The 18,730-nt window shown below is 59.1% G+C and carries 17 protein-coding genes; 16 read left to right on the top strand and 1 reads right to left on the bottom strand.

Annotated elements, in window-relative coordinates; translation table 11 throughout:
* Window positions 1–48: 48 nt before the first annotated feature.
* Entirely contained in the window at window positions 49–429 is a 381-nt protein-coding gene (locus DM08_RS07805) for a hypothetical protein (protein ID WP_035384102.1), read from the bottom strand.
* A 103-nt stretch (window positions 430–532) separates the two neighbouring features.
* Here DM08_RS07805 and DM08_RS07800 point away from each other — a divergent pair, with 103 nt between their 5' ends.
* From DM08_RS07800 to DM08_RS07725, 16 genes are all read left to right on the top strand, one after another.
* Window positions 533–2,665 (top strand): hypothetical protein, encoded by a 2,133-nt coding sequence (locus DM08_RS07800; RefSeq protein WP_035384101.1) that lies wholly within the window; start codon window positions 533–535, stop codon window positions 2,663–2,665.
* A gap of 315 nt (window positions 2,666–2,980) precedes the next feature.
* Entirely contained in the window at window positions 2,981–3,301 is a 321-nt protein-coding gene (gene flhD / locus DM08_RS07795; protein ID WP_035384100.1) for a flagellar transcriptional regulator FlhD, read from the top strand.
* A gap of 22 nt (window positions 3,302–3,323) precedes the next feature.
* On the top strand, window positions 3,324–3,866 hold the full coding sequence (gene flhC, locus DM08_RS07790) for a flagellar transcriptional regulator FlhC (protein WP_035384099.1): 543 nt from the start codon (window positions 3,324–3,326) through the stop codon (window positions 3,864–3,866).
* Between the two features lie 208 nt (window positions 3,867–4,074).
* Entirely contained in the window at window positions 4,075–4,929 is an 855-nt protein-coding gene (gene motA, locus DM08_RS07785; protein ID WP_035384098.1) for a flagellar motor stator protein MotA, read from the top strand.
* Between the two features lie 32 nt (window positions 4,930–4,961).
* Entirely contained in the window at window positions 4,962–5,924 is a 963-nt protein-coding gene (motB, locus tag DM08_RS07780; RefSeq protein WP_035384097.1) for a flagellar motor protein MotB, read from the top strand.
* A gap of 131 nt (window positions 5,925–6,055) precedes the next feature.
* A complete protein-coding gene (locus DM08_RS07775) occupies window positions 6,056–7,612 on the top strand; it encodes a methyl-accepting chemotaxis protein (protein ID WP_237560247.1) in 1,557 nt (518 codons plus the stop codon).
* A gap of 72 nt (window positions 7,613–7,684) precedes the next feature.
* Complete coding sequence (locus DM08_RS07770; RefSeq protein WP_035384095.1) at window positions 7,685–8,626, top strand: chemotaxis protein; 942 nt, start codon at window positions 7,685–7,687, stop codon at window positions 8,624–8,626.
* Window positions 8,627–8,639: 13 nt separating this feature from the next.
* Window positions 8,640–9,605, top strand: coding sequence for a chemotaxis protein (locus DM08_RS07765; RefSeq protein ID WP_237560246.1), 966 nt, complete (start codon window positions 8,640–8,642; stop codon window positions 9,603–9,605).
* A 27-nt stretch (window positions 9,606–9,632) separates the two neighbouring features.
* Complete coding sequence (cheY, locus tag DM08_RS07760; protein ID WP_035384093.1) at window positions 9,633–10,025, top strand: chemotaxis response regulator CheY; 393 nt, start codon at window positions 9,633–9,635, stop codon at window positions 10,023–10,025.
* A gap of 7 nt (window positions 10,026–10,032) precedes the next feature.
* Window positions 10,033–10,758: a protein phosphatase CheZ gene (gene cheZ, locus DM08_RS07755; protein WP_035384092.1), complete on the top strand. Its 726-nt coding sequence runs from the start codon at window positions 10,033–10,035 to the stop codon at window positions 10,756–10,758.
* Between the two features lies 1 nt (window position 10,759).
* Entirely contained in the window at window positions 10,760–12,610 is a 1,851-nt protein-coding gene (locus tag DM08_RS07750; protein WP_051937978.1) for a chemotaxis protein CheA, read from the top strand.
* A gap of 22 nt (window positions 12,611–12,632) precedes the next feature.
* Window positions 12,633–13,820, top strand: coding sequence for a methyl-accepting chemotaxis protein (locus tag DM08_RS13300; protein WP_161780276.1), 1,188 nt, complete (start codon window positions 12,633–12,635; stop codon window positions 13,818–13,820).
* A 24-nt stretch (window positions 13,821–13,844) separates the two neighbouring features.
* Window positions 13,845–14,210: a response regulator gene (locus tag DM08_RS07740; protein ID WP_035384091.1), complete on the top strand. Its 366-nt coding sequence runs from the start codon at window positions 13,845–13,847 to the stop codon at window positions 14,208–14,210.
* An 18-nt stretch (window positions 14,211–14,228) separates the two neighbouring features.
* A complete protein-coding gene (locus DM08_RS07735) occupies window positions 14,229–16,343 on the top strand; it encodes a chemotaxis protein CheW (protein ID WP_035384090.1) in 2,115 nt (704 codons plus the stop codon).
* An 8-nt stretch (window positions 16,344–16,351) separates the two neighbouring features.
* Window positions 16,352–16,843 carry a chemotaxis protein CheW gene (locus DM08_RS07730; RefSeq protein ID WP_051937975.1) on the top strand — a complete coding sequence of 164 codons (492 nt, stop codon included), beginning with the start codon at window positions 16,352–16,354 and terminating at the stop codon, window positions 16,841–16,843.
* A 22-nt stretch (window positions 16,844–16,865) separates the two neighbouring features.
* Window positions 16,866–18,730 (top strand): methyl-accepting chemotaxis protein (locus DM08_RS07725; RefSeq protein ID WP_275451048.1); only part of this gene is annotated, 1,865 nt, incomplete at its 3' end.

Raw genomic sequence — 18,730 nt, 5'->3', positions numbered from 1 at the left:
TCCATGATGCAGTGGGTCGGCGCGAGTCAGGCTCGCACGTGGAAGCGCTTATGCTAATGCAGGAGGGGCATGCGACAAAGGGGTTTCGTAGCGGGGGTGGATCGGGTGGTATCCGGCGGATGCTGGCCAGTCCGATGCAGGACGGAGCTGCGTCAGTGCCGGCACAGGGGCCGGGAGTCGCGCCAGCGTGTCGAGCAGGAGGGGTGTGTTGTCACGCGCCAATTGGTGCGGCATGCCGATGGCGGGTGAGTCCGGGAGGCTGAAAGCGGGGCCGAGCGATGCTGGTCCTTCTGTCAGTGCGCGTTCCAGTTCGACCGCGTGCAGCCCGCTGTTGACCTGATCGCCGTTGATATGGGCGTGCGCCAGCGGAGCTACGCCTTGCAGCAAGGTGAACAGGCAGATGAACAGGAGTCGGGACCAGTGTTTCATGGCGCGGATGGTAGCACGCTGGATGGATAGAGCGCCCTGTGACCGCAAGTCGGGAAAAAAATTCCCTGCTAAACTGCGCTCACGTTTAACTGGGGAGATGGATATGAATGGCAAGGCACATGAATGGCGCTTTTTCCGTGCGGGCGGCTTTGATCAGGTACGTATCGAGACGGGTGCCGATCTGCTGGCGCTGGCCGATCTGGATCAAAAACTCTGGGTGGCGCTGAGCTGTCCGACGCGCGGCATCGAGTTCGATGCGCGCACGCTCGATCTGATCGACTCCGACAAGGATGGGCAGGTGCGCGCACCCGAGGTGATCGAGGCGGTGAACTGGGCGGCGGCGTTGTTGAACGATGTCGACCTGCTGGCCCGGGGAGCGGATACCTTGCCGCTGGCGGCGATCGATGCCAGCACGGATGCGGGGGCGAAGTTGCTGTCTGCGGCGCGACACATCCTCGCCAGTCTGGGCAAGCCCGAGGCGGACTCGGTCAGTGCCGCCGATACCACGGATACCGCGAAACTGATGGCCGGATTGCGCTTCAATGGGGACGGCGTGATCGCGGCGGCAGCGGTGGAGGATGCAGCGACCCGCGCCGTGCTGGCAGACATCGTCAGCTGCCTGGGCGCGGTGGTCGATGCCGGTGGCGAGCCGGGGATAAACAAGGAGTTGGTCGAGCAGTTCTTCACGCAGGCACGCGGTTTCGATGCCTGGCACCTGCGTGCCACGCAGGATCCCGCCATCCTGTGTCTGGGGGAGAACACGCCAGCGGCGGCAAGTACCTGGCGGGCGGTGCGTGCCAAGGTGGATGATTACTTCACCCGTTGCCAGATGGCCGCTTATGACGCGCGCGCGGCCCTACCCTTGAGCCGCTCCATCGAAGACTATCAACAGTTGGCGGGCAAGGAGTTGAGTGCCGGGGCCAGCGCAGTAGCGGCATTCCCTCTGGCTCTGGTGGGCGCGGGGCAAGCGCTGCCCTTGCGCGACGGTATCAATCCTGCTTGGGCGGCAGCCATGGCCGACCTGCGCGGGCAGGTGGTGGTGCCGCTGCTGGGCGAGCGGGACGGATTGGCTGCGGACGAGTGGGCCGAGCTGTGTCAGCGGTTCACCGCTTATGAAAGCTGGTTGGCAGACAAACCGGCGACCCCGCTGGAGGTGCTGGGTGCGGCCCGTTTGCACGCGATATTGGCAGGCGGGCACGAGGCCGCCCTGCTGGACCTGCTCGCGCAGGACGCAGCGTTGGCCGACGAAGTGAAGGCGATCGCTTCGGTGGATCGCCTGGTCCACTATGTGCGTGACCTGGGGACGCTGGTCAACAACTTCGTTTCGTTCCGCAACTTCTATATGGGCGTGGACAAGGCGGTGTTCCAGGCGGGGACGTTGTATCTGGATGGCCGGAGTTGCGAGTTGTGCATCAAGGTCGAAGATGCGGCCAAGCATGCCACGCTGGCCAACCTGAGCCGCGTCTGTCTGGTCTACTGCGAGTGTATGCGGGGTTCGGCCAAGCAGACCATCGCTGCCGCCTTCACGGCGGGCGACTCCGACCAGTTGATGGTCGGGCGCAACGGTATCTTCTACGATCGCAAGGGGCAGGACTGGAATGCCACCATCATCCGCATCCTGGAGCACCCGATCGGCATCCGTCAGGCGTTCTGGTCGCCCTACAAACGCGCGGGAAAGATGATAGGGGAGCAGTTGCAGAAGTTCGCCGCCGCCCGTTCGCAGGCCGCCGAGACCAAGTTGGTCACTTCGGCGCTGGAGGCAGGGAAAGCGCCTGCCGAAGCGCCCAAGGCACCGCCTGCGCCGTTCGATGTGGGCAAGTTCGCCGGTATCTTCGCGGCCATAGGTTTGGCGGTCGGCGCGTTGGGGACAGCGTTGGCTTCGGTGCTGACCGGTTTGCTGGATCTGCGCTGGTGGCAGATGCCGCTGGTATTGGTCGGGGCCTTGTTGGCAGTGTCCGGGCCGTCCATGCTGATCGCCTGGTTCAAGCTGAAGCAGCGCAATCTCGGGCCGTTGCTGGATGCGAATGGCTGGGCAGTGAACGCGCGCGCGCGGATCAACATCCCGTTCGGGACATCGTTGACGGGAGTGGCCAAGTTGCCGGAGGGCGCATCTGCGCTGCATATGGTCGACCCCTTCGCCGAAAAGAAACAGCGCTGGCCCTACTACGTGGCTGTGTTGCTGCTTGCCGGGGTGGCTTGGGCCGCGTGGCATTGGAGTGCGGTGTTATTCCACTGATCCTTCGATGTATTTCCGCTCCCGATCGGGGTGTGTAGAAAAAACATAAATTTTTTTCAAAAAAAGCCTAAAGTTTTTTCAGCATGCGCCGATAGTGAAATCGTAAGCATGAGTTTGTCCCCTTGCAGATTCGTGTTATTTGAAGACTTTCCCTGTTTATACAAGCGTTTGCTTGATGCCAGGGGAAGTCTTCCCTTCTTTTTGTAGGAACTCTGACTACAAAAAATACAGAAACCCGCTGATTTTTTCCTACACGCACGTCCCCCAGAATGCAGCCGTCGATAAAGACGATGTTCAAATTTCAAGGGGACGAAAATGAACGCTCATCAACTGCACGAAGAAATCAAGGAAACCAACCTTTCCTATATGCTGCTGGCTCAGCAAATGATCCAAGAGGATAAAGCCTCTGCGATCTTTCGTCTGGGTGTCAGCGAAGAGACTGCCGAACTGATCGCTGGACTCACGCCAGCTCAACTGCTGAAGATGGCATCGGCCAATATGTTGCTCTGCTGCTTCCGCTTGGATGAGAGTGTGCTGCTGAACATGGTCACCGATTACAACAAGGACCGGATGATGTCGCAGGCTCATGCCGCGATATTGATGGCAGGTCGTCCAGTCGAAGCGCTGGCTGCCTGATCGGGGCGGGACGGAGACGGTCATGCGCAACAAAAGTGTGGTCAATGAAGCCAGAGAGATTCACATCGCGGTCGAGTTGATTGAGTTGGGTGCCCGTTTGCAGCTGCTGCAAGAGGAGACAGCTCTGAGTCGTGAGCGCCTGCTCAAGTTGTACAAGGAAGTGAAGGGAGCCTCTCCCTCCAAGGGCATGTTGCCATATTCGACCGATTGGTTCATGAGTTGGCAGCCCAATATACATTCGTCGCTGTTCATCGGTATCTACCAGTTCCTGCTCAAGAACGCCGGGGTCAAAGGCGTGGAGGCCTTGATCAAGGCTTATCGTTTGTATCAGGAGCAGATCAGTTTCACCGGCGGCGAAGCGCTGCTGAGCGTGACCCGCGCTTGGTTCCTGATCCGCTTCTTTGAGGCGGACATGTTGCAGTTGGCCACGTGTGTCGAGTGCGGTGGCCAGTTCGTGGTGCATACCAATGAGTTGTGTGGCAGCTATGTCTGTGGGATTTGCCACCCGCCCTCGCGTGCCGGCAAGACCAAAAAATCCGTCGAGGGGCAAGCCTTACCTGCCTGATGCCGTTGGCAGGTGTCCCTAAAGTTTCCATCCTCCTGGCCGTTAGCATCAGCACATGAGTCGTAAATGGTTGTGGCCTTCTCTTGGGGGAAAGCTCCCGGGAATCGGGCGAAAAGACAACAATAAACAGCGTTAATTGGATGATGAGGTTGCTTGGGGCAGTGTTACTTTGCCATCCAGTAAGAATAATCAAGAGCAGGGGGCAGTCATGTTCGTTATCGTCGGGTATGTGGTGGTGTTGGCCAGTGTGTTCGGTGGCTTCGCCATGGCGGGTGGCCATCTTGCTGCGCTCTTCCAGCCACTTGAGTTGCTGATGATCGGTGGCGGCGCGCTCGGTGCGTTCTTTGTGGGCAACACGCCCAAGGCGGTCAAGGCCACGGTGAAAGGATTGCCTCTGGTGTTCAAGGGGGCGAAATACACCAAAGATACCTATATGGAGCTGATGGCACTGCTCTACGAGTTGCTCGGCAAGATCCGTAAAGAAGGCTTGATGTCGATCGAAGGCGATGTAGAGAAGCCCGACGAAAGCCCGCTGTTCTCCAAGTATCCCAAGATTCAGTCTGACCATCATCTGGTCGAATTCATCACCGATTACCTGCGCATCATGGTCAGCGGCAACCTCAATGCCATGGAAATCGAGAATCTGATGGATGTCGAGATCGAGACTCATCACCACGAAGAGCTGGTTCCGGCGCATACCATCGCCAAGTTGGGTGACGGTATGCCGGCGTTCGGTATCGTGGCGGCGGTGATGGGTGTGGTGCATACCATGGAATCGGTGGGTGCGCCGCCGGCGGAGTTGGGGATGTTGATCGCACACGCGCTGGTGGGGACGTTCCTCGGCATTCTGCTGGCGTACGGTTTCGTGGGTCCCCTTTCCTCTGTGCTGGAGCAAAAGGCGGATGAGTCCACCAAGATGTTCCAGACCATCAAGGTCACCTTGCTCGCCAACCTGAATGGATATGCGCCCGCGATGGCGGTTGAGTTTGGGCGCAAGGTGTTGAATTCCACTGAACGTCCGGGCTTCTCCGAGCTGGAAGAGCATGTGAAACAAAAACGCTGATATACGGACTTTAATCACAGCGGAGCGGGGACATGGCAGGGGACGACAAACGGCCAATCGTGGTCAAGCGAATCAAGAAGGTCGCCGGTGGGCATCACGGCGGGGCGTGGAAGATCGCCTATGCCGACTTCGTGACCGCGATGATGGCTTTCTTCCTGCTGATGTGGCTGCTGGGCTCTACGGCCAAGGGTGATCTGCAGGGGATCTCCGAATATTTCAAGACTCCCCTCAAGGTGGCGCTGGAAGGCGGCTCCGGCAGTGGTGACAGTTCCAGTGTCATCAAGGGTGGCGGCAAGGATCTCACCCGGTCGACCGGACAAGTCAAGGAAGGTGATGTCGACAGCAAGAAGCGCACCGTCAACCTGAAAGCCACCAACGAAGAGTTCAAGCGCCTGCAGCAAGCCAAGGAAATGGCCACGCTTCAGCAGCTGAAGTCGAATATCGAACAGGCCATCGAAGCGAACGAGAAGTTGAAGAAATTCAAGGAGCAGATTCTGCTCGATTTGACCAGTGAGGGGCTACGGGTGCAGATCGTCGATGAGAAGAACAGGCCGATGTTCCAGTCTGGCCGTGCCCAGCTTGAGCCGTATACCCGGGATATCCTGCGTGAGATCGGCAAGACGCTGAACGATGTCCCCAACATGATCAGTCTTTCCGGGCATACCGACGGGCAGGCGTATTCGCTGGGCGACAAGGGATATAGCAACTGGGAATTGTCGGCGGATCGTGCGAACGCTTCGCGCCGTGAGCTGATCAATGGTGGGATGAGCGAGGACAAGGTGGTGAGAGTGGTGGGCCTTGCCTCGGCGGTTCCGTTCGATAAGGAAAATCCGCTCAATCCCATCAATCGCCGAATCAGCATCATCGTCATGAACAAGCAGGCTGAAGAGGCTGCTCGCCATGATGGAGGTACCGTGGAGGTGGATGCTTCCCAAGGGGAGATCGAACTGACGATACAGGAAGGGATCGGTCAGGCACAGGGAGCACGACATTAGGCCCATTCAATGTGTGGCGGTCATGTTTTGTTATGAAGTCGAAAGTGTAAGTAAGGGGAAAGATCATGGCTAACTGGTGGAGTTCGTTGTCTCTCAAGAACAAACTGCAGATACCGATTCAGGCAATACTGATGATCATCTTGGTGTTCGCGCAGATGTGGATGGTGAATAACTACGAGGCTACGATAGCCAACGAGGCAAGGCACAAGGCTGAGTTGGCGGCGAAGGCGCTGTTCAATAGTGTCAACACCATGATGATATCGGGCCTGATCAGCGACAAGGAACAGCGCGCCAGTCTGGTTAAACGCATGGCTGCCACCGAAGGCTTGGAGGAATTGCGCATCTTCCGCAACAAGCCCGTCATCGACCAGTACGGTCCGGGGCTGCCGGAAGAGCAAGCCAGAGACGATATCGAACGTAAAGTGTTGAGCAGCGGCAAACCGGAGGTGGTCTTCAGCTCGGGTGACAATCCTAATCTGCGCGTGGTCTACCCCTTCCTCACCTCGCGTGACTACCATGGGGTGAACTGCTTGCAGTGCCATGCCGGCAATGAAGGCACCATCAATGGCGCGGTCAGTGTGCGTATCCAGCTGTCCGACGAGTATGCCGAGCTCAATCGCATGAAGAAGTGGCTCTGGATCGGGCAGTTCGGGTTGCAGGTGGCCCTGTTCTTCATCATCGGGGGCATCATCCGCCAGGTGACCGCGCCAACCCGAGAGCTGCAAAGAGTGATGCAGCAGATGCAGCGCGAGGGCGACCTGTCGCTTCGTGTCCAGGTGCGCAGTGAAGACGAGATCGGTCAGACGGGCCGCGTGTTCAACGAGTTGGCCAAGAGTTTCCAGACCATCGTCGGTCTGATGCATGGCTACGCCGAGCAGCTCTCCAGTTCGGCCTCAGCGCTGGCGCTCAATGCGGATACGGTAGCGAACAGCTCGCAGAGCCAGAGCGACTCTGCGACCGAGGTGGCCCACGCCGTCGAAGAAATGAGTGAGAGCATCACGGCTGTCGCAGATACCACTACCCGGGTGCAGACTCATTCCGAAGAGAGCTTGAGGCGTGCGCAGAGTGGTCGGCAGAGCTTGCAGGAGCTGATGAGCGAGATCGAGCACGTGGAAGGGGCGGTCAATACCATGGCCGGCTCGGTGGGGGCTTTCGTGAAGAACACGGAAACCATCACCAGCATGACCAAGGAGGTGCGTGATATCGCCGAGCAGACCAATCTGCTGGCGCTGAACGCTGCCATCGAAGCTGCCCGTGCCGGGGAGCAGGGCCGGGGGTTTGCCGTGGTGGCCGATGAAGTGCGCAAGCTGGCCGAGAAGTCCGCCCAAGCGGCGAGCCAGATCGACGTGGTGACGCGAGAACTGAGCGAGCAGAGCGACCATGTGGAGAGCAGTATCGGCAACGGATTGAAATCGTTGCAGACCAGCCGTAGCCATATGGAGACCGTGGCGGATGTGCTGGCGCAGTCCAACGAGACCGTGGTGAGGGTGAATTCCGGAGTCGAGGAGATCACATTCTCGGTCGGTCAACAGAAACTGGCTGGCCAGAGTATCTCGGAGAACGTGGAGCGCATCGCAGCCATGGCCGGGACCAATAATGCCGTGGTCGTACGCACCGTTCACTCGATCAAGCATGTCGAGCAGCTGGCCGCAGACATGAAGCAGGTTGTGGAGCGTTTCAAGGTATAGATGACGTGGCCGCTGTTCGGGTGTGGGTCGGTGCGGCGGGATGGGCCGACGCGGGGTTAGATGAGGTGCTTTATGTCTGAATTGCTAAAAAGTATCGATGCCCGTACCAAGCTTGCGGGGACCAACAAGCTTGAGATTCTGATGTTCACGCTCGGGAAGAACAATCAGACCGAGCGGCGCGAGGTGTTCGGGATCAACGTGTTCAAAGTGCGCGAGGTGATGCGTGTACCTCCCATCACTCATGCTCCCGAGATGCCGAGTGCAGTGGAGGGGATGGTCAGTCTGCGCGGGGTGCTGGTGCCGGTCATTGATCTGGCCAGATATGCCGGGATTCAGACCGCGACCCGGCCCGAGATCATGATCATCACCGAGTACAACGGCCATACACAGGGCTTCCTGGTCGAAGCGGTGGACACCATATTGCGGCTGGACTGGTCATCGATGCGAGTGCCGCCACCCATGCTGTCGGCAAAGATGGGGGGGCTGGTCACGGCGGTCACCGAATTGCCGGACGGTAAGCTGGTCATGATGCTGGACGTGGAAAAAGTGCTGGCAGAGACTGGCCACTTCGATGACGATTTTGCGCTGAAGAACATCAGGCCGCTGGCAGTGCAGGGGCGTACGGTGTTCTTTGCCGATGATTCCTCCGTCGCTCGCAAGCAGATCGAACGCACACTGGATGCGATGCAGGTGCGCTCGGTTTCGGCGGTGAACGGTCGCCAGGCTTGGCAGGAGTTGCAACGCATGGCTGATTACTCCGAGGCTGCGCACGTCCCCTTGCGGGACATGCTCCAGGTGATCCTGACCGATGTCGAGATGCCCGAGATGGATGGCTACATGCTGACGCGCAAGATCAAGGCCGACAAACGCTTTGTCGGAATTCCGGTGTTGATGCACTCGTCGCTTTCGAGTGATTCCAATCAACAGCTGGGAAAGGCTGTGGGGGTGGACGAATACGTTCCCAAGTTCGATGCTCAGAAATTGTCGCAGACCTTGGCTAGGCTGTTGACATGAGAGGGATGCAACCATGAATGCTGAAATGGCCTATCCGCAGTTCTCGGCCAATGCGGGCAGCGATAGCTTACTCGATCGGGTCGATGCACGAACCAATCTGGCGGGCTCCAACAAGATGGAGATCCTGTTGTTCTCGCTGGGCTCTCAGGAGCTGTTCGGGATCAATGTGTTCAAGGTGAAAGAGGTCTGCCGTGCGATGAAGATCACACGCACGCCGAACATGCCGCATGGCGTGGATGGGATCGTCAGCCTGCGCGGACACATCATCCCGGTCTTGAATCTCGCCCGGTTCCTGGGCTTCGATGGGGCGGATGCCGCCGAGCAGCGGACCATGATGGTGGCCGAATACAGTCGTCATATCCTCGGGTTCCTGGTACATCACGTCGAGCACATCATCCGGGTGGATTGGGACAAGGTGCGCGCTACCGAAGGAATGTTGTCGAATAACGTCAATCTGATCACGGCGCTCACCGAATTGCCCGATGGCAAGTTGGTCTCCATTCTGGATGTGGAGCAGATCCTGGCCACGGCGTTCGGTGAGGACGTGGTCGGTCAAGTCGAGCGCGTGGAAAATGGCCACGAAAGATGTGTCTTTTTCGTAGATGACTCCGGTGTGGCCCGGAAGAAAATAAGCGAAGTGCTGGACAAACTCGGAGTCAAGAGCATACAGGCCCACAACGGGATGGAGGCGTGGGATCGCCTGAAAGTGTTGGCCGATGGTGTGCAGAGTATGGGCGGCGAGTTGCACGACCAGATACAGGTTGTGCTGGTCGATGCGGAGATGCCGGAGATGGATGGGTATGTGCTGACCCAGAACATCAAATCGGACCGGCGCTTCGATGGCATCCCGGTGGTGATGCATTCGTCCTTATCGTCGGATGCCAATCGGGCCATGGGCAAGCGAGTCGGAGTGGATTATTACGTACCCAAGTTCGATGGTGGTGCATTGGCGGAGACCCTGCGCCCCTTGCTGGTGTAAGGATAGGTTGTAACAAGGAGATCGATTATGGTTGATTCGAACATGAGGTTCCTGGTGGTGGACGATTTTTCGACCATGCGCCGTATCGTGCGCAACTTGTTGAAGGAATTGGGGTTCACCAATGTCCAGGAAGCCGAGGATGGCGTGGATGCATTGAACAAGCTGCGCGCGAGCGGTTTTGATTTCGTGGTGTCGGACTGGAATATGCCAAACATGACCGGCATCGATTTGCTCAAGAATATTCGGCAGGACCCGGCGTTGAAGCATCTTCCCGTGCTGATGGTGACGGCGGAAGCCAAGCGCGAGAACATCATCGAGGCAGCCCAGGCGGGGGCCTCCGGCTATGTCGTGAAGCCGTTCACGGCGGCGACTCTGGATGAGAAGCTAAAGAAGATTTTCGAAAAAATGCCACAAAAGTGAGGCCAAAATGAGTGCCACTCAAGATTCAGACGATTTAGAGGCCCTGTTCGACAGCATCGTTTCGGCTACCCAGCAGGACGAGACCTCGGCGGAAGTGGTGGAGGCGGACTCCGGGGCTGAGGGGGGACTGACCGATGGTCATGTCATCAACCGGATCGGTCAGATGACGCGCGCCCTGCATGATAGTTTGCGCGAACTGGGATTCGACAAGAATCTGGAGAGGGCTGCAGCGGCCATCCCGGATGCGCGGGACCGGCTTAACTATGTGGCGGCGATGACCGAGCAAGCGGCGGAGCGGGTGTTGAACGCGACCGAGGCGGCGCAGCCCATCCTGAACAAGGTCGAAGATGAGGCGCATCGCCTGGCCACACAGTGGCAGATGTTGTTCGACCAGCAACTCACTCCGGAACAGTTCAAGAGTCTGGCGACCCAGACCCATGCCTACCTGATCGAAGTGCCCAAGCAGACCAAGGCCGCCAGTGCCCAGTTGCGCGAGATCATGATGGCTCAGGACTTTCAGGATCTGACCGGTCAGGTGATCAAGAAGATCATGGAGGTCACTCAGCAGTTGGAGCAGCAAATGGTCAGCCTGCTGGTGGATAGTGTTCCCGCAGCCGCGCTGAAAGCGGATTCCGGTTTGCTGAACGGGCCGGTGATCAAGGCGGAAGGACGTTCCGATGTCGTTACCAGCCAGGATCAGGTAGACGATCTGCTGGATAGTCTGGGGTTCTAGCATGAACGACTTCGCAGGAATGGAAGAGCTGCTGCAGGACTTCCTGACGGAATCGTCCGAACTGTTGTCCGATGTGGATGGCAAACTGGTCGAACTGGAGAAGTCGCCCGGAGATCATCGCCTGCTCAACGACATCTTCCGTGGCTTCCACACCATCAAGGGAGGGGCCGGGTTCCTGAACGCTTCAGAGTTGGTGACCCTGTGTCATTTGACCGAGAACCTGTTCGACAAACTGCGTAATGGCGAGTTGCAGATGAGCGCGGGCCTGATGGATGCGATCATGGCGGCCACCGGCGAGGTCCGCAGCATGTTCAATGTGTTGGCCCAAAGCATACAGCCCCCCGCCGCGCCGGGAGATTTGATCGCTGCGTTGCAAGCGGCGATCAAGGGAGAGAGTGTGGCCAGTGTCAGGGGCGGTGCCAGTCCGGTGGTTGCTCCGCCGGCCACTCCGCCGGTCGCCGTGCCTGCGGGACTGGATTGGAACGGGCTGTATCAGACCGTCACTGGAGGCGCACCTGAAGCGGTAGCTACGACACCGGTCATCGAGGCTGCCGTGGCCGAGTCGGTGCAGACCGCGATCGACGAAGCCAAACTCAAGACCAGTGCGTTCGGTCGGCGTGCGGGCGATGCTCCGGGGGGAGCAACCACCCCGACCGCGCCGCGCCGTGATGGCGATGCCGCCAAGGACAATACCATCCGTGTCGATACCGACCGGCTCGACCAGGTGCTCAATCTTTCCGGCGAGATCGGCCTGACCAAGAACCGTTTGACCCACCTGCGCAACGACATCCTGCAGGGGAGCTCCGATCCGACGACCTTGAGGGCGCTGGACGAGGCGGTCAGCCAGTTGGACATGCTGGTGGTGAATCTGCAGAACGCGGTGATGAAGACGCGGATGCAGCCGATAGGCCGATTGTTCAAGAAATATCCACGCTTGGCGCGCGACCTGGCACGACAGTTGGGCAAGGATGTCGAGCTGGTGTTGTCCGGCGAGGAGACCGAGATCGACAAGACGATGATCGAAGATCTCAATGACCCCTTGGTCCACTTGATACGCAATGCGGTGGACCATGGTGTGGAGGAGACCGCCCAGCGTTCCGCTGTGGGCAAGTCGACCAAGAGTACGGTGAACCTTGGTGCCCGGCAGGAAGGGGACCACATCCTGATCACCATCCAGGACGATGGCAAGGGTATGCGCCCGGATGTGATACGCAGCAAGGCGGTGGAGAAGGGCCTGATCAGCATGGAGCAGGCCAACAGTCTGGATGACGTGCAAAGCCTGGAGTTGATCTTCCTGCCCGGCTTCTCGACCAAGGACCAGATTTCCAGTGTGTCCGGGCGCGGTGTGGGTATGGACGTGGTGAAGACCAACATCCAGCGCCTCAATGGCACGATCAGCATCGAATCCGAGATCGGCAAGGGGTCGGTGTTCACTATCTCGTTGCCGCTGACGCTGGCCATCCTGCCGGTATTGCTGCTGCGCTTGTGCGATCAGCCGTTCGCCGTACCTTTATCGATGGTGCGGGAGATACTTTCCATCATGCCGGACCAGATCCAGCAGGTGGCGGGCAAGGAGACTCTGGTGGTGCGCGGCGAGGTGTTGCCGGTGATGTCCCTGGCCAGGTTGGTGGGGTGGGAAGATAACGGACGGCCCGAGGTCGGTGTGCTGATGCAAGTGGAGGGGAGTAGTTTCATCCTTTCAGCGGATGGTTTCGCCGGTCATGACGACGTGGTCATCAAGTCGCTCGATACCTTCCGTCCGAAAGGTGTGGCAGGGGTGACGATGTCGAGTGAAGGAGAGATCGTGTTGATTCTGGATATCAAGGAGCTGCTGGGTTGTTCCAGCATTTGAGGTGACCATCATGGAGCAACGAGTGAGTAAACCGGGGGTCAGGGTCCTGTTGGGGGCCAGCGTGGTCGGCCTGTTGTTGCACTGGGCAGTCTCCACATCCGGTCTGGAGGGATGGGTGGCCTTGGGGTTGAACGCGATCATCACGCTGGCGGTGGGAGCGGTGCTCTTGTCCTTGTGTGGAGCCAGAGAGTCCGCAGACAAGCCGAGTGGCTGCGAAACCATGCAGGAAAGTGCTGTCGAGAGTGTGCTGATGCATACCTATCCGCAGTTCGCCGACCAATACTCCGGGGCCAATGAGGATATGCATCAGGTCCAGATGTTGCTGGCAGATGCCATCCAGAAGTTGATGGATGGGTTTGGCGGCATGCAGCAACTCATTCAAAGCCAGCGTGAGGCGGCGCTCTCGGTCACCGAGCAGAGCGAGCACGCAGATAACGCCTCGCTGGAAAGCTTCCTGGGCGACACCTCCGAGACGATGAAGCAACTGGTGGGCAGTATCATCAACAACAGCAAGGTGGGCATGGAGCTGGTGGACAAGATGGACACGGTCAGCCAGCAAGTCCGGGGCATTCTCAATGTCCTGGGCGAGATCGACGGCATCTCCAAGCAGACCAACCTGCTGGCACTCAATGCGGCGATCGAAGCCGCGCGGGCAGGCGAGGCGGGGCGTGGCTTTGCGGTGGTCGCCGATGAAGTGCGCAAACTGTCCGGTCGTGCCGAGCATTTCAGCCAGCAGATACGCGCGAACGTGAACCAGGTGCATGATGCCATCGCCGAGGCCGAAGGGTCGATCACGCTGATGGCGACGCTGGATATGGACTTCGCCGTCAGGTCGAAGAATCAGCTCCAATCGACCTTGACCAGTGTGCAGAAGATGAACGAAGGGATGGCCCAGGTCATCGAGCGGCAACAGGCAATCTCGAACGAGGTCGATCTGGTCGTGGGGCGTGCGGTCACTTCGTTGCAGTTTCAGGACATGGTGACACAATTGATTCAACATTCCCGAAATCGTGTCGACAATATGTCACAGGCTTGGCGTAAATTGGGCGATTGGGCGCGTGAGTCCAGTCGCGGCGAGGTGGCTTCACGGGCAAGGTCGGAGTCCATGCGTGCCGAGATCAGCGCCCTGCTCGCCCAAGCCAACCGGCACGATGGCGGACGACAGGTCAGTCAGCATGGCATGGACAGTGGTGAGATTGAATTATTCTGAATGTTTTGATTGTGGGAGGTGAAGATGGCCAAAACGGTACTTAGCGTCGACGATTCCAGCTCGATCCGGCAGATGGTGGCATTTACGCTGAAGAGCGCCGGTTACGATGTGATAGAGGCGGTCGATGGGCAGGATGGGTTGAACAAGGCCAAGATGAAGACGGTCGATCTGGTTCTCACCGATCAGAACATGCCTGTCATGGATGGGCTGACGCTGATACGCACCTTGCGCGCCATGCCCAACTATCGTGCGGTTCCCATCCTGATGCTGACCACGGAATCCAGTGACGGAATGAAGATGCAGGGCAAGGCAGCTGGTGCTACGGGCTGGCTGGTCAAGCCATTCGACCCCTCCAAGCTGCTGGAAGTCGTGAAGAAGGTGATCGGCTGAGCCAGGATCATACAGACCATGAGTCTAGACCTTAGCCAGTTCTACCAGGTCTTCTTCGAGGAGACGGCTGAACATCTGGGAGCGATGGAATCGCTGTTGCTCAACCTGGATGTCGGCGCGCCTTCCATGGAGGATCTGAATGCGATCTTTCGTGCCGCCCACTCCATCAAGGGCGGGAGCGGCACCTTCGGTTTCACCGATATGACCGAGGTCACCCACGTTCTGGAGACCTTGCTGGATCGCCTGCGCAAACAAGAGATGACCTTGACCGATGATATGGTCAACGCTTTTTTGCGCGCTGGTGATGTGCTGGCCATGCAACTGGCGGCTCATCGTGGCGAGGGCGAGGTCGATGCAGCCGAGGTCCGCTCGGTGTGCGAAGAATTGAACGCCTTGGCGGTGGGCGGTGCCAGCAGTGCGCCGCCTGCCCCGGTCGTCGCCGTGACAGGCAAGCAGGAAGAGGCTGACTATGGCTTCTTCGGCGATGAGCCTGTGGTATCGGCGAGCGATGCCGGGTACGGCTTCTTCACTGACGATGCGCAACCGCCGCAGCCGGACCCAGGTTACGGCTTCTTCGATGCAGTGCCCACCCCAGCGGCTGCCGCCGATCCGGGTTATGGCTTCTTTGACGATCTGCCTGCGCCGGTGTCCAGCGAGGGCAAGGCAGTCGAGGCCGATGCAGGTTTCGGGTTTTTTGAGGACGCGCCGGGTAGCGTGGCGGTCATCGAGGATGCACGCGGTTATGGCTTCTTCCGGGAGACCCCGTCCCAGCGCTCGGTCCGCGAGAATAAACAGGGTTACGGAATCTACGAAGAGCACGAAAAGGCGGATGAGGGTCAGCCCGCCGCTGCCGTACCGGCGGCCTCGCCCGGCAGGCGGGCAACGGACGATCCCCAGGCGGACGGTGTCCGTGCCGGCAAGCGCGCGACCGACCGAGTGGTCGCAGCGCCTACCGATACTTCGATCCGTGTCAGTGTCGAAAAGGTCGATCAACTTATCAATCTGATGGGCGAACTGGTGATCACCCAGGCGATGTTGAATCAGGCGGCGACCCATACGGATGGTGTGATGCAGGAGCGGTTGGAGCACGGTCTGCGCCAACTCGAACGCAACACGCGCGACTTGCAGGAGGCGGTGATGTCTATCCGCATGTTGCCGATCTCCTTCGTGTTCAGCCGCTTCCCTCGTGTGGTACGCGATCTGGCCGGTAAGTTGGGCAAGCAGATCGAGCTGAAGACCTTGGGGGAGAGCACCGAGCTGGACAAGGGGCTGATCGAGAAGATCGCCGATCCCCTGACGCATTTGATCCGCAACAGTCTGGATCACGGCATCGAGCTCCCCGAGAAGCGCGTCGCAGCAGGCAAGAACCCGAAGGGTACTGTCACACTCAATGCTTTCCATCAGGGTGGCAGCATCGTCATCGAAGTCTCCGATGATGGTGGTGGGCTGAATCGCGGCAAGATATTGGGCAAGGCGAAGGAGCGCGGCCTGCCGGTGAGCGACGATATGCCGGATGCCGATGTGTGGATGCTGATCTTCGAGGCAGGTTTTTCGACAGCCGATGTGGTGACCGATGTCTCTGGTCGCGGCGTGGGCATGGATGTGGTCAAGCGTAACATCGCCGAATTGGGTGGGCGTATCGAGCTGGATTCGCACGAGGGGTCGGGAACCCGCACCACCATTCGTTTGCCGCTGACACTGGCGATCCTCGATGGCCTGTCAGTCTCCATCGGCGGAGAGGTCTATATCGCGCCCTTGAATGCCATCATCGAGTCGTTGCAGGTCTCCGAGACCGATCTCAAGACGGTCGGACGTGATGGACGCTTGCTCAAGGTGCGGGGTGAGTATCTGCCACTGTTGCCGCTGCATGAGGTGTTCAATATCGCGCCCAAGGCGCGGGAACTGGAGCAGGGCATCGTCATCATCGTCGAGAACGAGGGGCGCAAGACTGCACTGTTCGTGGACGAGCTGCTGGGGCAGCAGCAAGTGGTCATCAAGAGTCTGGAGTCGAATTTCCGCAAGGTTCATGGCATCTCCGGTGCCACCATCATGGGCGATGGGCGGGTGGCCTTGATTCTGGACGTGAATGCGTTGGGCGCGATGGTCGCGCAGCATCAGGCAATAGCAGGATAGGAGGCGGTATGACGATGCAACAGGAAGTCGGTTTGAACAGCCACGCGATCGGTCGCGAGTTCCTCACCTTTACGCTCGGGCAGGAAGAGTACGGCATCGATATCCTCAAGGTGCAGGAGATCCGTGGCTATGACGCGGTCACACCCATCGCGAACACCCCGGCCTTCATCAAGGGTGTCATCAACCTGCGAGGCACCATCGTGCCCATCGTAGATCTGCGCATCAAATTCGGTCTGGGACATGTCGAGTACGGCCAGTTCACGGTGGTCATCATCCTTAACGTTGGTAACCGTGTGGTCGGCGTGGTGGTGGATGGGGTCTCCGATGTGCTGACTCTTGCGGTCGAGCAGATCAAGCCGGCTCCCGAACTGTCGGCAACCATAGACACCGGCTACATTCTGGGACTGGGTACCGTCGGTGAACGGATGCTGATCCTGGTCGAGATTGAGAAGTTGATGGGTAGTTCTGAAATGGCGCTGACCGATGAGGCGGCGGCCTGAGCTTGTTGCCAGGAGAGATCGTATGAAAGACTTGCGCGTAAATACCCGTTTGATGCTGTTGCTGTGCGTGTTTGCTGCCAGCTTCCTCGCCTCCGGTTGGGTGGCCATGAGTACACTTGGCCTGGTCAAGGTGGGCGGACCGACCTATCTTGGCATCGTCCAGCAGAAAGACCTGGTGGCCGACATCCTGCCGCCGCCGGAGTACTTGATCGAAGCCAACCTCAATGTGTTCGAATTGGCAAATGCCGATGCCAGATCCATGCCCGCGCTGGTGGCGAAGAGCAAGCAACTGCGTGAAGACTATGAGGTACGCCACAAATACTGGGCTGACAATCTTGCCGACGGGGCGATACGTGAATTGATGCTGGTGACGTCGTACGAGCCAGGCAAGGCTTTCCTGGACTTGCGCGACCAACAGTTCATTCCGGCGCTGTTGCGCGGTGACCGGCAGGCAGCGGCAAACCTGCTGCCGCAACTGGAACAGCATTATCTGGCGCATCGTCAGGCGATCGACGCGCTGGTGGTGAAAGTCAACGAAAAGACCGCACAGGATGAGAGCGCGGTGGCTGCGGTCATCCAGGGGCGCACCGGCTGGCTGCTGGCCTTGATGCTGGGGAGTGCGGTCGTGGCTTTGTTCTTCGGGATGTGGATCGCACGTAGCCTGCTCAAGCAACTCGGGGGGGAACCCGGCCATGCCGTCGAGATGGCCCGTCGTATCGCGGCGGACGACTTCTCGGTGGGTGTGCGGGTGGAGCACGGCGACACGTCGAGCATGATGGCCGCGTTGCAGACCATGCAGGTCACTTTGCAGGAGCGCAAACAGACCGAGCAGCGCAACGCCCGCGAGATGTCGCGGCTGAAATGTGCGCTGGATAACGTCAGCATGTGCGTGCGTGTGGCGGATAACGATGGCACGGTCATCTATATCAATCATGCCCTGCGGGATACGTTGGCCAAGTATGAGCGGGCGTTCCAGCAGGAGAACCCCAACTTCGTGGCGAGCAAGGTGGTGGGCGGCAGTATCGGAGTGTTCTACGCTGATCCGCAGGCAGCCGTAGAGCGCTTGCGCTCGCTGGATGCCACGGTCAAGACGCGCATGCGCCTGGGGGGGCGACAGTATGATGTGATTACCACTCCGGTCGTGTCAGCCGAGGGCGAGCGTCTGGGGACGGTCGGCCAGTGGATAGACCTGACCGATCAGCTCAAGGCGGAGGAGGAAGTCGGGGCCATCGTCCAAGCGGCAGCGGCAGGGGATTTCCGGGGACGTATCGCGCTCGAAGGCAAGCAGGGTTTCTTCCTGCAACTGGCTCAATCCATGAACACTTTGATGGAGACCAATTCGGTCGGTCTGAACGAGGTGGTGCGCGTCTTGGCGGCTTTGGCCAAGGGTGACCTGACCGAAACCATGAACGGTAACTATCAAGGCACGTTCAGCCAGCTCAAGGAAGATTCGAACGCCACGGTGGCGCAGCTCACCGAGACGATCAGCCGGATCAAGGAAGCCGCCGAAGCGATCAATACGGCGGCGGGCGAGATCGCCTCGGGCAACACCGACCTGTCGCAGCGGACCGAGGAACAAGCCTCCAGTCTGGAGGAGACCGCATCGAGCATGGAAGAGCTGACTTCCACGGTGAAACAGAACGCGGACAACGCGCGCCAGGCCAACCAGCTGGCGGCGGGCGCGTCGGAAGTGGCGGTGAAGGGTGGCGCGGTGGTGGACAAGGTGGTGCACACCATGAGTTCGATCAGCGAGAGTTCGCGCAAGATTGTGGACATCATCAGCGTGATCGACGGGATTGCGTTCCAGACGAACATACTGGCGCTGAACGCGGCGGTGGAAGCGGCCCGTGCGGGCGAACAGGGTCGGGGATTTGCGGTGGTGGCATC

It is taken from the genome of Ferriphaselus sp. R-1, assembly GCF_000746095.1.
Taxonomy (GTDB): domain Bacteria; phylum Pseudomonadota; class Gammaproteobacteria; order Burkholderiales; family Gallionellaceae; genus Ferriphaselus.
The sequence above is the reverse complement of the archived record's forward strand: the minus strand, read 5'-3'. Positions and strand labels throughout refer to the sequence as shown.